General features: G+C 51.1%; 9 protein-coding genes. 4 read left to right on the top strand and 5 right to left on the bottom strand.

The features are described 5' to 3' along the window. The first annotated feature begins 77 nt into the window (after window positions 1-77). A complete protein-coding gene (locus tag IPL32_06750; protein ID MBK8465514.1) occupies window positions 78-1,037 on the top strand; it encodes a phosphoesterase in 960 nt (319 codons plus the stop codon). A gap of 394 nt (window positions 1,038-1,431) precedes the next feature. Here the strand turns inward: IPL32_06750 and IPL32_06745 are convergent, their stop codons facing one another. Together IPL32_06745 and IPL32_06740 are read right to left on the bottom strand one after the other, a co-directional pair. Continuing rightward, window positions 1,432-1,986: a hypothetical protein gene (locus tag IPL32_06745; GenBank protein ID MBK8465513.1), complete on the bottom strand. Its 555-nt coding sequence runs from the start codon at window positions 1,984-1,986 to the stop codon at window positions 1,432-1,434. Between the two features lie 103 nt (window positions 1,987-2,089). Next, the gene (locus tag IPL32_06740; GenBank protein MBK8465512.1) at window positions 2,090-3,892 is read right to left on the bottom strand and encodes an amino acid permease; all 1,803 of its coding nucleotides are present in this window, start codon (window positions 3,890-3,892) and stop codon (window positions 2,090-2,092) included. A 121-nt stretch (window positions 3,893-4,013) separates the two neighbouring features. On the opposite strand from IPL32_06740, the gene IPL32_06735 reads away from it, so the two are divergent. Then, entirely contained in the window at window positions 4,014-4,286 is a 273-nt protein-coding gene (locus IPL32_06735) for a TMEM165/GDT1 family protein (GenBank protein MBK8465511.1), read from the top strand. Between the two features lie 57 nt (window positions 4,287-4,343). Here the strand turns inward: IPL32_06735 and IPL32_06730 are convergent, their stop codons facing one another. The 3 genes from IPL32_06730 to acs all read right to left on the bottom strand — a co-directional run bounded on the left by IPL32_06730 (window position 4,344) and on the right by acs (window position 12,735). Then, on the bottom strand, window positions 4,344-10,055 hold the full coding sequence (locus IPL32_06730) for a hypothetical protein (GenBank protein ID MBK8465510.1): 5,712 nt from the start codon (window positions 10,053-10,055) through the stop codon (window positions 4,344-4,346). Window positions 10,056-10,233: 178 nt separating this feature from the next. Further along, window positions 10,234-10,779 carry a peptide-methionine (S)-S-oxide reductase MsrA gene (msrA, locus tag IPL32_06725; protein ID MBK8465509.1) on the bottom strand — a complete coding sequence of 182 codons (546 nt, stop codon included), beginning with the start codon at window positions 10,777-10,779 and terminating at the stop codon, window positions 10,234-10,236. A 3-nt stretch (window positions 10,780-10,782) separates the two neighbouring features. After that, window positions 10,783-12,735 carry an acetate--CoA ligase gene (gene acs, locus IPL32_06720; protein ID MBK8465508.1) on the bottom strand — a complete coding sequence of 651 codons (1,953 nt, stop codon included), beginning with the start codon at window positions 12,733-12,735 and terminating at the stop codon, window positions 10,783-10,785. Window positions 12,736-12,862: 127 nt separating this feature from the next. On the opposite strand from acs, the gene IPL32_06715 reads away from it, so the two are divergent. Continuing rightward, on the top strand, window positions 12,863-14,374 hold the full coding sequence (locus IPL32_06715; GenBank protein ID MBK8465507.1) for a xylose ABC transporter ATP-binding protein: 1,512 nt from the start codon (window positions 12,863-12,865) through the stop codon (window positions 14,372-14,374). A gap of 5 nt (window positions 14,375-14,379) precedes the next feature. After that, complete coding sequence (locus tag IPL32_06710; protein MBK8465506.1) at window positions 14,380-15,522, top strand: sugar ABC transporter permease; 1,143 nt, start codon at window positions 14,380-14,382, stop codon at window positions 15,520-15,522. Window positions 15,523-15,704 lie beyond the last annotated feature (182 nt).

The raw sequence follows: 15,704 nt of genomic DNA, 5'->3' as shown, positions 1-15,704 counted from the left end.
CCTAATATGTTTTGCGCCGTGTCAGTAGCCCGCACGTAAGTAAGGGATCTAAAGACATGTGCGGGCTATCAATACTTATGAAACTTAGGATACTTTATCACGGCAACTGTTTTGACGGCGCGGCATCGGCAGCTATATTCAGCAAATTTTATCGTGCGAAAGTCGATGAGAATGCCGAGATCGCCTACACACCGACTATGCATCGCGCCGGAAATGCGTTTGACCGCGATCAGTTTGACGGTGACGATAATGCGATCGTCGATTTTAAATACTGCCCGGACGAACGGCTGACATGGTGGTTTGACCATCATCAATCGGCTTTTCTTTCGCCGTCGGACCAAGAGCATTTTCTTGCCGATACCTCGGGCAAAAAATTTCTTGATACGACAAGTAAATCATGCGCTGAGTTCATAGCTCGCATAGCAAAAGAAAAATTTGATTTCGAGGACGAATCGCTTGCCGAGCTTATCGAGTGGGCACACATTATCGACGGTGCTCTTTACGAATCGCCCGCACAATGCGTCGAGCTGCGTTCTTCTGCTTTGAAACTAATGCAGGTCATCGAAGGTGAAAAAGATCCGGCATTTGTCGAACAGGTAATCAGATATCTGACTGAAAGATCACTAGACGAGATCGTGGAAAGCGAGGAAATACAGGCAAAGCTCACGCCGATCCTCGAACGCCATTGGAACACGGTAAATCTGATCAAGGAACATGCCCAATACGAACGCGGCGTTGTTCGTTTTGATCTGACCGACACGGACATCGATGGTTACAACAAATTCATACCGTATTATTTTTATCCCGAAACGACCTACAATGTCGCTCTAACCCAAAGCGAGTTCCGCACGAAAATATCAGTCGGCTCAAACCCTTGGTCGCCGCGTCCGCGTACTCACAATATCGCCGAGATCTGCGAACGCTACGGCGGCGGCGGCCACGCCGTTGTCGGCGCAGTTTCACTGAAACCCGACGAACTCGACCTCGGCAAAAAATATATGGCTGAGATCATCGAAGAATTACAATTTGACGAATAAGTTTCCGTCAATGTAATTTGCCGGGTTGATGGGCGGGATGAAGGGCGTCATCAAGCTGTGATGATCACGTGTCCGCAAAACGATGATGGCGGGTATCAGGCATTAAAGATTTACGATTTTCCTGATGGCTTTTTGGGGGTCTGCGATGGCTTTTTAGGAGTCTAAGATGGCTTTTTGGGGGTGTTCCGATGGCCTTTTTGAGGCGATTTCCGCTAAATCACTGCGGATAATGTATTTAGCTTGGTATCAGCACTGTTCGGCGCTAGCCTGTGTTTCTCGTCTTCTATTCACATCGTCGTCGATGACATCCGGCATTTTTATCATTATTTACATCCTCTGCATTAGAAAAGGCTGCCCTTGCAGGCAGCCTTAAAACGAGGATCTGGCTAAAAGTTTACGATTTCTTAGTAAAAACCTTTGTTGAAGATTCGCTGCCTCTCGGCGTGCTTCGCTCCGAGTTGACTGTCAAAGTGTTGCCGTCGGATGACAGCTCCCACGTTTCCTTGGATGTCATCGTCACTTCGCCCATTGGTCCGCTAAAACTGCGTGAATTCGATAGTTTCAGTTTACCGCTTTCTATTTTTGCTTTTGTAATCTCAGGCATTGAGCCCATCGGCCCTTCAACGTCTGTTTTGGCTTCCTTGCCGTCCAAACTGTAAGTTTTCGTTCCGTCGCCCATCGCACTGCCTGGCTTACGTCCGCCCATTTGCCCGCCTTGCGGTGCGTCTGTCGGCGGAGGCGGACGTTTGGTCGCCGTTTCGATCTTGATGTCTTTGTCCGTTTGAGTGACGGTCAAAGTCTGTGACTCGATCGGCATGCGGTCGCTCATTTTCGATTTGCTGACATCGAGTGTCCATGTGCCCGAAAAATTCGCTGCCTTATCCTGTGCCGAGGCCGATAACGCAACGAACAGCGAAAGAAACGCTGCCAACATAAAATTCTTTTTCATAATTATTGCTCCTAAAAATCGATATTTGGATCTGTCCATATGTTAAGACGCTCTTTGATCAAGTTTGGTTCGGGCAAAATTGTAAAGATACTTTTAAAGTTTTTTATGTTTGAGCAACACGGCTGAGATGGCTGTTTTTGTAGCCGTAGAATGCATAAACAAGGAGTCCAACGATCAGCCAGATCCCGAACCTCAGCCAGTTTGTCACACCGAGTTCGGTCATGAGGTAAAGACACGAAAGTAATCCCAAGATCGGTATCAGCGACAGCTTTTTGGTCAAACTTAGAAATACAAGGACAAGAGCAGTTAAATAAAAGATCAAGAGCGGAATTTTATGAGAAAATGCCGCTAACAATGACTCTCCTTTCTCGGGAGTCAGTGTTAGAAAATCGCTCATGAAAGTCGGATTAAAATAATAAATTACCGCAAAAACTGCGATCAATATTACCGGTAAGCTGAACTGTGAATTGAAGTACGGCACAAACCTGGTTCCACTTTCCTTAAACTCTTTATCTTTAAACAAGACGCCTGCACAAACTACGACAAACGCAAACAGTGTGCCGATGCTTGCTAGGTCCGTTACCTCGGTCAGGTTCATAAATAACGCGGGAATTGCTACTACGATGCCTGTAATTATGGTTGCAAACCATGGAGTTTTGAATTTTGGGTGAATCGAAGAAAATACTTTCGGCAGCAGTCCGTCGCGGCTCATCGCCATCCACAAACGCGGCTGGCCGATCTGGAAAACCAGAAATACTGTTGCCAAAGCGATCACTGCACTTATGGCAATAATTCCCGCAACCCACGGCATATTCGCACCTTCCGGGCCGAAAACAAACGCAAGCGGATCGCCGACGTCGAGCTTTGTGTAGCTGACCATTCCCGTCAGAACCAGCGCGATCGCTATATAAAGAACAGTACAGATCACCAGCGACAAGATCATCGCTATCGGCAGATCGCGTTGAGGATTCTTACACTCTTCGGCGGTCGTGGACAATGCGTCAAAACCGATGTACGCAAAAAAGACTGCTGAAACGCCCTTCAGCACTCCTTCTATGCCGTTCGGAGCAAATGGCGACCAGTTTGAAGGATTAACGTAATTGAGGCCGAGAAAAATCACGAGCAGAATGATTCCGATCTTTAGGCACGTCATTATATTTGACGCAAATTTCGACTCGCGAATTCCGATATAGACTAATGTCGTAATTACAACCACGATGCCGAGCGCCGGAATGTCGGCAACAATCGGTATCGAGCCGATGTGCGGCGAATTGAGCCACGCCAAATATCCATCGACCTGTCCGCAGTTGACAACGGCGTCCTTAGCGTCACACGCTTTTGTTAAAACATCGACCGTTGCTCCTCCTGCAATTGCATCTTGTACGGCATTATAGCCACGGCTCGCGGTGACAAAATCCATCGTGAAATGCAGCGGAATGTTGATACCATATCCCTTTAACCAGCCCGTAAAATAATCGCTCCACGAAATCGCGACCGCGATGTTGCCGATAGCGTATTCTACGATAAGGTCCCAGCCGATGATCCACGCGATAAGCTCGCCCATTGATGCATAAGCGTATGTATATGCCGAACCCGCGACCGGAATTCGCGAGGCAAACTCTGCGTAGCAAAGTGCAGAGAACGCACATGCGGTGGCTGTAAATACAAACAACAAAGCTACAGCCGGGCCGCCGTTATACGATGCCTTACCGACCATTGCAAAAATTCCCGCTCCAATGATCGCGGCAATTCCCATCAATGTCAGATCAAACACGCCAAGCGATCGGCGGAGCGTCGCCGTGCCTTCGGTACCGCTGCCGACATCGCCTAAATGGTCCGACAATCCTGCGGCCGCGTCGGCCTGTATCTGAGCGATAGACTTTTTGCGAAATAGAGAATTTGCCATAATTCGAGTCTTGAGTTGTGAGTCTGAAGTCGTGAGTCTGCGCGTTTTGATTTTGAAGTCTTACGTCGAAACTGTCAACATTAGACGTAAGACTCACTACTCTAGACTGCGGACTCGACTTATGGATTGGAAAATATTTGGAACGGCTTTCTTAACATTATTTTTGGCAGAGCTTGGCGACAAGACGCAGCTTGCCGTGATCACAATGACGGCGAGCACGGAATCCAAAATATCCGTGTTTCTCGGCGCGAGCCTTGCACTTATAACCGTTACTCTTTTGGGTGTGCTGCTCGGAGGGGTTTTGAGCGAATATGTTCCGACCGAGTGGCTTCAGCGGATCGTCGCGGCGGCATTTATCATCATCGGAGTGCTGATGCTTTTAGGCAAGATGTAAAAATGCGCAAAAAAAGGCGGCTCGAAAGCCGCCTTTAGTGGTCTTTGATCGGTATTTCTACCAACCAACAAAATCCACATCAGTCAAATTGTCAAAGACACTAACAACCATCGGATTGAAGCTATAGTGTCGCGAATCCACTCTAAGGATATAGTTTCGTCCGACCGGAATACCGTCGAAACTATAGTATCCGAACGAAGTTGATCTAGTTGTTCGCACGAATCCGTCGCCATCGGCGATCGACACCGTTGCGTTGACAAGCGACTGGCCGGTTTCGATCTGAACACGTCCTGAGACCGAAGCTCCTGCGGCGGTCGTGCTGCATGCAGCGCCGATAACGGAATCTATGCGGACTCCCTGATCGCCGAGAGCGACACCGCTGCTGTCAGATGCAACGAGCCATCTTAATTTAACTGTCTGGCCATCGGCAGATGCAGGCAGATTTACCGTCGTCGTTATATAGGCGGGCACAACCACGGTTCCTCCTGACAGTCCGCTCCACGCAGCTCGTCCGCTTAGAGGGCTGCCAAATTGGTTGCTGATGACCTTATTATAACCGCCGGTCACAAAGCTGCCGCCCGCGTCAACAATATCCTGGAAAGGATTTCCGTTGATGCTGATCTCGAGGACCATTCCATCAAATCCCGTCGGTGATGCTGAACCGGCATCTTCAAGATTAAACGCATTCCTGAACGTCAACTGAAGACTGCTGGGTGAGACCGGATAACTTGGTGTGATCAGTTCAGTCGTACCTATCGAGGTTGCCGACGCAGCGAAAGCATTGTTTGTAGGCGAATCTGAATTAACATTCGACGTCACCCATCGAGCCGGCCCGCCGTTTGCGATCGAGATCCATCCAGTCGGCAGATTAGGCACAGCCGTCGTATCGAAGAACTGAGGGCATCCGAGCGGAGTAGCGGTCGCAGTTGCTGTCGCTGTACTCGTCGCCGTAGGTGTATTTGTCGGGGTGTTTGTCACCGTCGGCGTATTTGTGGGCGTAAATGTTGCTGTTGGCGTGCTTGTTGGAGTAAACGTCGCAGTTGGCGTGTTTGTAGGCGTACTTGTTGCGGTACTCGTTGGAACCACCGTCGGAGTATTTGTCGGAGTATTCGTCGCTGTTGGCGTAAATGTTTCAGTTGCGGTGGCAGTTGGTGTAAAAGTCTCCGTCGCGGTTGGCGTTGGAGTCAACGTTTCCGTCGCAGTTGCCGTTGGAGTAAATGTCTCCGTTGCTGTTGCCGTTGGCGTGAACGTTTCCGTGGCTGTTGCTGTTGGAGTAAATGTCTCCGTTGCTGTTGCCGTTGGCGTGAACGTTTCCGTGGCTGTCGCGGTTGGAGTAAACGTCTCGGTGGCTGTCGCCGTTGGCGTAAACGTTTCCGTAGCAGTTGCCGTTGGAGTAAACGTCTCTGTCGCAGTTGCAGTCGGAGTGAATGTCTCGGTTGCCGTCGCCGTTGGAGTAAATGTCTCAGTTGCGGTAGCTGTCGGAGTAAACGTCTCCGTGGCAGTTGCAGTCGGAGTGAATGTCTCGGTTGCGGTAGCTGTCGGAGTAAATGTCTCCGTAGCTGTTGCGGTTGGTGTAAACGTTTCCGTCGCCGTAGCTGTCGGTGTGAACGTTTCTGTGGCTGTTGCAGTCGGAGTAAACGTCTCTGTCGCCGTTGCTGTTGGTGTATCTGTCGGCGTGTCAGTCGGCGTCGGAGTGAAAGTTTCCGTAGCGGTAGCAGTTGGCGTATCGGTCGGGGTAAATGTCTGTGTTGCTGTTGCAGTCGGAGTGAAAGTCTCAGTTGCAGTCGCGGTTGGAGTATTTGTAGGTGTATCGGTAGGCGTATTCGTTGGAGTAAACGTCTCCGTAGCGGTTGCTGTTGGGGTAAATGTCTCAGTGGCCGTCGGAGTCGAAGTCGATGTCTCCGTAGCCGTTGGAGTAAATGTTTCCGTTGCAGTAGCAGTCGGTGTGAAAGTTTCGGTCGCAGTCGCCGTTGGAGTAAATGTCTCCGTCGCGGTAGCTGTCGGTGTGAAGGTTTCGGTCGCTGTTGCAGTCGGAGTGAAGGTTTCGGTCGCGGTTGCTGTCGGAGTGAATGTTTCCGTAGCCGTCGCCGTTGGAGTATCGGTTGGAGTAAATGTTTCTGTCGCCGTTGCAGTTGGTGTATCCGTCGGAGTGTCAGTCGGCGTCGGCGTGAATGTTTCAGTAGCGGTCGCTGTTGGAGTATCGGTTGGAGTGAATGTCTCTGTTGCGGTTGCGGTTGGTGTAAACGTCTCCGTCGCGGTTGCTGTTGGCGTATCTGTCGGAGTGAATGTTTCCGTAGCTGTAGCCGTTGGAGTAAACGTTTCCGTAGCTGTCGCTGTCGGAGTAAACGTTTCTGTCGCCGTTGCAGTCGGAGTAAATGTCTCCGTAGCGGTTGCCGTTGGAGTAAACGTCTCCGTGGCAGTTGCTGTCGGAGTAAATGTTTCCGTTGCGGTTGCCGTTGGAGTAAATGTCTCCGTGGCTGTCGCTGTTGGGGTAAACGTTTCTGTCGCAGTTGCAGTCGGAGTGAATGTCTCGGTTGCCGTCGCCGTTGGAGTAAATGTCTCAGTTGCGGTAGCTGTCGGAGTAAACGTCTCCGTGGCAGTTGCTGTCGGAGTAAATGTTTCCGTTGCGGTTGCCGTTGGAGTAAATGTCTCCGTGGCTGTCGCTGTTGGGGTAAACGTTTCTGTCGCCGTTGCAGTCGGAGTAAATGTCTCGGTTGCCGTCGCCGTTGGAGTAAATGTCTCAGTTGCAGTTGCAGTCGGTGTGTCTGTTGGCGTGTCAGTTGGGGTATCTGTGGGGGTAAACGTCTCCGTGGCGGTTGCTGTCGGAGTGAATGTTTCGGTAGCGGTTGCCGTTGGAGTAAACGTCTCCGTGGCTGTCGCTGTTGGGGTGAACGTTTCTGTCGCAGTTGCAGTCGGAGTAAACGTTTCCGTTGCGGTTGCAGTCGGAGTAAAAGTCTCAGTTGCGGTAGCTGTCGGAGTAAACGTTTCTGTTGCAGTCGCTGTCGGGGTGAATGTTTCCGTAGCGGTTGCAGTCGGAGTAAAAGTCTCAGTTGCGGTTGCGGTTGGAGTGAACGTTTCTGTAGCCGTAGCCGTTGGAGTAAAGGTTTCCGTAGCTGTGGCCGTTGGAGTAAACGTTTCAGTGGCAGTCGCGGTAGGAGTAAATGTCTCGGTTGCCGTTGGTGTCGGAGTAAATGTCGCCGTTGCGGTTGAGGTGGACGTATTGGTTGGCGTTGGTGTAAAAGTTGCAGTCGCGGTGCTTGTTGGTGTATTTGTCGGAGTGTTTGACGGTGTTGGTGTGGACGTAGAAGTCGATGTCGCGGTTGCTGTCGGTGTAGGAGCGGTGCCAAATCCTGTGTCGAAAGTGTGATCGTTCGCGCCGACGCCACCGGTCGTTAGACTGATGACTGGAAATGTTCCGGCAGGTGAGCCCGTCGGATTTAGTACGTTAGCTGCATCGGAATCGGACGAGTCGTCGTTACCGAGCTGTGACGTTTGGTTAGCTGTTGTCAATATCAGACCTGACAAAGGATTGCCGGAAGTATAGTTGGCCGGAAGGTCGAGCCGGATCTGGTACGACGTGTTTGGGAGAACGCCGCCGTTAACTTGACCAATGTTGTCAGTGGTATTCGGATCGACGACGGTACTCGACACAAAATAATATTCGCCGTTGGAATCCGTTACCGCTGTTCCGACCAGAGTGGAACCTTGGTATAAACGAACTGTTATGTTCGCGATCCCATTTTCTCCAGGATCCTGGACACCGTTGTTGTTAGAGTCGCGCCAGACACGGTTGCCGATCTCGATCGGAGCCGCTGAACACATGGCCGAGATGCCTCCGAGGCCGTTTGCCTTACCAAAATCAGGTTGGCCGACACCGCCGAGACCGTTGTATATGCGATAAGCGCGCTCTGCACTGCCAGTGTTGTTATTGAAGTAGCGTATGCCGCCATCGAAAGTTGCACCGCTTGAGATCTGGCGGTCGATCGGATCAAGCAGCGTTGTAATGACATGCTGGCGTCCCGGCAGAAACATAAGCGAACCCCACGAAACTTCATCGTGGTAATTGCCGCCGTTTGGTGTCGTACAGAAATCGTCGTCGTGATAAAACTCGCCATTGCCTGGACCCTGTCCGGTTCCCTGAGGAGCAGTTCCGGTTCCGCCGCAGCGTCCATTGCTCTCGAGTGTCCATGAGCCAAAGCTGCCGCAGGCACGGATCGTGTCGCCGGCAGTTCTTTTAGCGTCAGGGCCGGCATCCAATGCCGAATCACCCGTGCGGTCGCGAAGACCGAGTATCATGTTGCCGTTCTCAAACTCAAGGCTCGTGAACATAGGCTGCGGATAGGCAAAGTCAGCTTGAATGGTCGTTACCCACGGACGCCATTCTGCGGCCTGGCCCGGATCGGCAAGTCCGCGAGCATAATTGAGCTGCGTGCTGAATACCGGCGTCGAAGTGATGGCAAGTGTGGTCGGATTGACCTGGAATACGTACGCGTAAAGGTTGGCGGCGTTCTGACTGGTCTCAGCCGTACAGAGAACACCAATGTAAACGCTGCCGCGATAATATTTTACTGCGAACGGACGTTTATTAGTGTTGCCAGTTCCAGTAGAACAGTTCGTTGCTGAACCGGCCGGTGTTGGAAGAGTAAGAGTCGTAACCGACACACTGTTGCCAAGGCTCGCACCAGTCGTTGGGTTCAAAGCATAGAGGCTGCGGTCTTGTAAATTCATTACAAAAAGGCGACTGTTGTCATCAGCGATGTCCATGCCGCCGATGCTGCTCTTGCCGACCCCGTTCCAACCGGTGTCGTTGTTATCTGCTCCGTAATCAGTGGTGTCGTGATTATTGGTTGTCGCGTTTGGAAGGGTGAAGATGCTTGTAACCGCACTGTTTGCCGGATTGACAACATAGATAGCGCCAGGATCGTCACTGGTGTTAAGCGTGCCGTCAGCACCCGGTCCAAAGCCGGAATGACGTTTAAAATACGACGCTGCATAGAGCCTGTTGGCCGAGGAGTTGTATGCGAGCGAATAGATCGTGCCTACAGTTGCAGCAGTAGTCGTAAGCGAATGAGTTAGAGGACTATCGTAATTTGCTACCGTTGTGTCAGTGTAGGTCGTGCCTGAATTATAGGGATAGTCGTAAAGGACGGCATTGGCAGAGTATGTTCCGTTTGACGCGCCTTGAGCATATCGCGATGTGACGAGTGTTGGATTGTTTTGACAATACTCGTCCGCGAGGGTCAATGCCAGATTGACATTAGTAGTGTTTAGATCATTGACAAACTGAACCGTCGAACCAGTGTTTGTCGCTGTGCCGCCAAGAACCGAATCCGTGCTGCGTGCCGATGGCGTATATCCTGTAGGCAATGTAGTAAATTCAAGTCTATACGGTCCGGTACCGGTTGCCGCAAGCGAATATGTGCCGTCAGATGCGGTGGTCGTGGTGCCTCGGGCAACTCCGGCGGAGTCGAAAGCACTCACGGTCACGGCTCCGATGCCGACATCAATTGAGTTGAGGCCGGCCGCAGTGTCATATGTTCCATTTGCATTATAGTCCTGAAAGACCCTGCCCGAGATGGTGCCTGCCAAAACAACGTCGACAAGTTCCGGTGTGGGCGTGCCGCTAAAGCCGGACATAAGCTCGGCAAATGTAAGTTCCTGCGCGTTAGAGCGAGAGTCTTTTGAAAACGCGATAACGAACAGCGAAAATAAGATCAATGCTAGAAGAGCGAATGCTCGGTAACGAGCCAACAGGGTGAAGGGGTTCATATGGTGATGGATCCGGATCCATTTAAGAATGTCTTAAAATGGATCTCAAGGCAGTTTGAATTTGAATGGAGCGCGGTTTGTGGAATTGCAGTGCAGACACAGCGGTGTTGCACTTCCTAGTTGAAAAGATACATCACAAAGGCAAAACTGTCAAACAAAATTTAACAATTCTAAACAGCTACTTTTTCAGCCGTGCGGCAAATTTCTGGCGAAACTTTGCTACTTTAGGTGCAACGACAGCAGCACAGTAAGGTTGTGCAGGGTTATTTGCGAAATACTCTTGATGATAATCCTCGCCCGGCCAGAATTTTCCAAAGGCGGTGACCTCGGTGACGATCGGCTTGTCGTAGATGTCTTCTGCGGTGATCTCGGCGATGACTTCTTCGGCGGTGCGTTTCTGTTCTTCGGAATGATAAAAGATCGCGGAGCGATACGACGTGCCAATGTCGTTGCCCTGACGGTTTAGCTGCGTCGGGTCGTGAACGGTGAAAAAGACGCGCAAAAGATCGGCGAACGAGAGTTCGGATGGATCGAATTTTATTTGCACTACCTCGGCGTGGCCTGTCGTTTCGGAACAGACTTGTTGGTAAGTCGGATTTTCGGTATGGCCGCCGGAATATCCCGAAACAACATCTTCAACGCCTTTCAGATCGTCAAAAACTGCTTCGACACACCAAAAACATCCTGCCGCGAGCGTTGCTGTTTCTAAATTTGCGTTTGTCATATATTATTCTTCGTCTTCTCGTAATTTTTCCAGTACAGATAGATCTTCGAGCGTCGTGACATCGCCCGCGACTGTGCCGCCCGATGCGATCTCACGAAGCAGGCGTCGCATGATCTTGCCCGAACGCGTCTTTGGAAGCGAATCGGTAAAACGAATATCATCGGGTTTTGCCAGCGCACCGATCTCTTTTGCGACATGGTAGCGAAGCTCATTTTTAAGCTCATCGCCGCCAACATGCCCGCCCGTAAGCGTCACAAAAGCTGCGATCGCCTGACCCTTTAGCTCGTCCGGACGGCCAACTACGGCAGCCTCGGCGACGGCTTCATGTGAGACGAGCGCAGATTCGATCTCCGCAGTGCCAAGACGGTGGCCGCTGACATTTATCACGTCATCGACGCGGCCCATTATCCAAAAATAGCCGTTCTCATCACGCCGCGCTCCATCGCCGGCGAAATAGAAACCGGGAATTTCTGACCAGTAAGCCTGTTTGTAGCGTTCGTCGTCGCCCCACAATGTGCGAAGCATCGACGGCCACGGGTGTTTGGCGACGAGATAACCGCCTTCGTTTACTCCGACAGGCTTTCCTGCCTTGGTCACAACATCGAGAATAATGCCCGGTATTGGCAGCGTGGCAGTTCCCGGCACGGTCGGTGTTGCGCCGGGCAGCGGTGAGATCATCGCCGAGCCGGTTTCCGTTTGCCACCATGTATCGACGATCGGACATTTTCCTTTGCCGATCACCTCGTGATACCACATCCATGCCTCTGGATTTATAGGCTCGCCGACCGTACCTAAAAGTCTTAAAGACGAAAGATCATGTTTGAGCGGATACTGCTCGCCCCATTTTATAAATGCACGAATGGCTGTTGGGGCCGTGTAAAAGATCGTGATCTTGTGGCGTTCGACGATGTCCCAAAACCGGTCAAAATCGGGAAAATTCGGAGCCCCTTCGTACATAAAGACAGTCGCTCCGTTTGCAAGCGGCCCGTAAACGACATAACTGTGTCCTGTCACCCAGCCGATATCAGCAGTACACCAATAGATATCTTCGTCCTTGAGATCAAAGATCATCTTCGTTGTGTAAGCTGTTTGGGTAAGGTAGCCGCCCGTCGTATGCAGAATGCCCTTTGGTTTGCCGGTCGTTCCCGAGGTGTAAAGGATAAAAAGCGGATGCTCGGAATCGAGCTCTTCGGCAGGACAGTTTGCACCTACTGTCCTCGTCAATTCGTGCCACCAATGGTCGCGACCCGGCTTCATCGATACTTTTGAATGCGTCCGTTGAAAGACGACGATATTCTCGACGCCCGGACATTCTTTTGCGGCCTCATCGACGATATCTTTTAATTTGATCTCGGACCCACGCCGATAACCGCCGTCAGCGGTGACAATGAGCTTGCACCCGCAATCATTAACGCGGTCGCGAATGGCGTCAGCCGAAAACCCGCCGAAAATCACCGTATGCGTCGCGCCGATCCGAGCACAGGCAAGCATTGCAACAGCCAAAGCCGGGACAAGCGGCATATATAGAGCGACGCGGTCGCCGGTCTTTACACCCAAGCTTTTGAGAACGTTGGCAAATCGCGAGACCTCCTGATGGAGTTGGAGATAGGTGATAGTTTTTATCTCGCCCGTCTCGCCTTCCCAGATGATAGCGGCTTTGTTTTTTCGCGACGTGGTAAGGTGCCGGTCGAGGCAGTTGTAAGAGATGTTGATCTTGCCGCCAATAAACCACTTGGCAAACGGCTCGTTCCATTCGAGGATCGTGTCCCATTTCCGAAACCAATCAAGACTCTCTGCCTGTTTCGCCCAAAATGCTTCCGGATCAGCAGCGGCCTCGGCATACAAACGCTCATACTCGTCAAAGCTTTTGATATGAGCATTTGCGGCAAACGCTGGCGGCGGCGGGAAGAGACGACGCTCATTCAGAGTGGATTCGATAGCGATGGGTTCCGACATATATTTAGAGTATAGAATATCCTTTGATGGAGCGTAAAACAGCACGTTTCCACTAACTCTGACACTCATTTTGGAAACGCGCAAAAGCCGTGTAGAATCGGCGAAGAATAGCCTCCGGCAAACATCTATGCCTCTTCTTGAAATGCGAAACATCGTCAAGGAGTTTCCCGGCGTCAGGGCCCTGGACGGCGTGAGCTTTACGCTTGATGCGGGTGAATTTCACGCGCTCGTTGGCGAGAACGGAGCCGGCAAATCGACGCTGATGAAAGTTCTGTCCGGCGTTTATCCCGAAGGCTCCTTTGAAGGCGATATATTGGTAGATGACGAGATCAGGCATTTTCGAGGGATACGCGATTCGGAATCTGCGGGCATCGCGATCATCTTTCAGGAGCTTTCGCTTGTAAAAGAACTGACTGTTGGTGAGAACATCTTTCTCGGCAAAGAGCCGTCTCGGTTCGGTGTTATAAATTGGTCCGAGCTTTATCACAAGGCCGCTGAATTATTACAGAAGCTACATCTGCCTATCGATCCGCGTGTTCAGGTCGCCACGCTTGGCATAGGCCAGCAGCAACTCGTTGAGATCGCGAAAGCATTGTCGCAGGACGCTAAGATTCTCGTCCTCGACGAGCCGACCGCCGCTCTGACAGAGTCGGAGGTCGAGACACTTTTCGGCATACTCGAAAAACTTCGCGAGCGTGGCGTCGGGATGATCTATATTTCGCACAAGCTCGACGAGGTTTTCAAAATGAGTGACCGCATCACTGTCCTGCGTGACGGCAAAACGGTTGCAACACACGCCGCCGCCGAAACGGATAAGAACGAGGTCATTGCGGCAATGGTTGGCCGTGAGGTCGGTGATATTTTCCCCAAGGCGGAGCATAACTGCGGGAAAACTGCTTTGAGCGTCAAAGATCTAACGGCGTACTCACTTGAAGACACCGAGAAAAAGTTGGTTGACAATATTTCGTTCGATGTGAGAAAAGGCGAGGTGCTTGGCATTGCAGGTTTAATGGGAGCTGGCCGCACTGAGCTTTTGATGACGATATTTGGAGCTTGGAGTGGCAGATATTCGGGTGAGATCGAGATCGACGGCGAACCGGCTTCCATTCATTCACCGGCCGATGCTATTTCAAACGGGATTGGATTTGTGACGGAGGATCGCAAGCGTTATGGGTTGTTACTCGATCAAACGATCACTGATAACATGACGCTTGCGGGCCTGCGCTCCTTATCCGGAAAGTTTCTGACTGATCGAACAAGAGAAACTATTGCAGTTGAGGCACCGATGAAAGGCCTGCGGATCAAGGCAAATTCGCCGAGGACAATCGCCGGAACACTCTCAGGCGGCAATCAGCAAAAGGTCGTACTCGGGAAATGGCTTTTGACCAAGCCAAAAATTCTCTTCCTCGACGAACCGACACGTGGTATCGATGTAGGTGCAAAGCAGGAAATATACACTGAGATCAATAAGCTGGCAAAACAGGGAATGGCGATCGTACTCGTTTCATCTGAGTTACCCGAAGTGCTCGGGCTTTCGGACCGCGTTATCGTTTTATACGAAGGCAAACTTACAGGTGAATTCACCCGCGAAGAGGCGACTCCCGAAAAGGTAATGGCTGCGGCGACCGGTAATAATTAAACATCATGGACGAAGCGAACAAAACACGCATCACCAAATCGACGCTGCGGGCATACATCATGATCGCCATATTGGGCATCATCTGGGCGTATTTTCATTGGGCGACCGATTCGATCTTTTTGACGCCGCGCAATCTCTCTAATCTGATGACGCAGATGTCGGTGACGGCGATACTTGCTGTTGGGATGCTGATGGTAATCGTTTCGGGCCATATCGATCTGTCGGTTGGATCGGCGTTGGGGTTTGCGGGCGGCACTGCGGCTTATGTCCTTACCGTTTTGGAGTACGGACTTCCGTCTGCCATCATAGCGGCAATTGTTGTTGGTGTTGCTATCGGAGTTTTTCACGGGGTGTTGACCGCGTATCTGAATATCCCTGCGTTTATCGTTACGCTAGGCGGGCTACTTGCTTGGCGCGGCGCTGTGAAATGGCTTCTCGGCGGCAATACGATACCGATCTCGGATGAAACCTTTAAGGGTATAGGCAACAATAATCTACCTTTGTCCGTCGGTTGGGCATTGGCTACGGCTGCTATTGCGTTCGTATTGTTTATGACCTATCGCAAAGCCAGATCGGTCAAAGATTACGGACTTGGCGAAGCAAATTACGGCGGCGAGTTGCTTAAAGCGATTATTCCTATCGGCGGCATTGTTGCGTTTATTTGGGTGATGAATGCATATCAAGGCGTGCCGATCCCGGTTCTAATATTGCTTGCGGTCGCATTATTTGGCGGATTTCTGACTAATTCAACCGTTTTTGGCCGCTACCTCTATGCCATCGGCGGTAACGCCGATGCCGCTCGGTTATCCGGAATAAATAACAAACGAAATATCCTTAAGGTTTACGCTCTCTTAGGAGCATTCACCGGTGTCGCCGCATTGATCTTTACCGCACGTGTCGGAAGCTCCGCTCCGGATGCCGGTGTTTTAAAGGAACTAGACGCCATCGCCGCGTGTGTTATTGGTGGGGCGAGTCTGATGGGCGGACGCGGAACCATCTTCGGAGCATGCCTCGGCGCACTCATCATGGCGAGCCTAGACAACGGTATGTCGTTGCTCAACGTTCGCGATTTTATGCAGGACATCATCAAAGGCTCGATCCTTGTCGCGGCGGTAGGTTTGGATATGATGGGTAGGAAGCAGAATTAGCTAGATCTTTCAGTAGAATAGTGCATCAAAAAAAATTATATGGGCATCAGGAAAAAATTCATGCTTGTTTTTAGTTTTCTTTTGCTGGTTTTGCCTGCCTATGCGACTTTCGCCGTGGGAAAGCCGTGTAACAAGGCGAAATCAGACATGGAGAAACTTAGATGCGCTGAAGAAACGGCTGA

The sequence above is a fragment of the Chloracidobacterium sp. genome, assembly GCA_016711345.1.
Lineage (GTDB): Bacteria > Acidobacteriota > Blastocatellia > Pyrinomonadales > Pyrinomonadaceae > OLB17.
The sequence above is the reverse complement of the archived record's forward strand: the minus strand, read 5'-3'. Positions and strand labels throughout refer to the sequence as shown.

Coding starts and splice junctions, on each gene's coding strand:
- IPL32_06750 (MBK8465514.1), top strand. CDS start 78: ATGAAACTTAGGATACTTTATCACGGCAACTGTTTTGACGGCGCGGCA.
- IPL32_06745 (MBK8465513.1), bottom strand. CDS start 1,986: ATGAAAAAGAATTTTATGTTGGCAGCGTTTCTTTCGCTGTTCGTTGCG.
- IPL32_06740 (MBK8465512.1), bottom strand. CDS start 3,892: ATGGCAAATTCTCTATTTCGCAAAAAGTCTATCGCTCAGATACAGGCC.
- IPL32_06735 (MBK8465511.1), top strand. CDS start 4,014: ATGGATTGGAAAATATTTGGAACGGCTTTCTTAACATTATTTTTGGCA.
- IPL32_06730 (MBK8465510.1), bottom strand. CDS start 10,055: ATGAACCCCTTCACCCTGTTGGCTCGTTACCGAGCATTCGCTCTTCTA.
- msrA (MBK8465509.1), bottom strand. CDS start 10,779: ATGACAAACGCAAATTTAGAAACAGCAACGCTCGCGGCAGGATGTTTT.
- acs (MBK8465508.1), bottom strand. CDS start 12,735: ATGTCGGAACCCATCGCTATCGAATCCACTCTGAATGAGCGTCGTCTC.
- IPL32_06715 (MBK8465507.1), top strand. CDS start 12,863: ATGCCTCTTCTTGAAATGCGAAACATCGTCAAGGAGTTTCCCGGCGTC.
- IPL32_06710 (MBK8465506.1), top strand. CDS start 14,380: ATGGACGAAGCGAACAAAACACGCATCACCAAATCGACGCTGCGGGCA.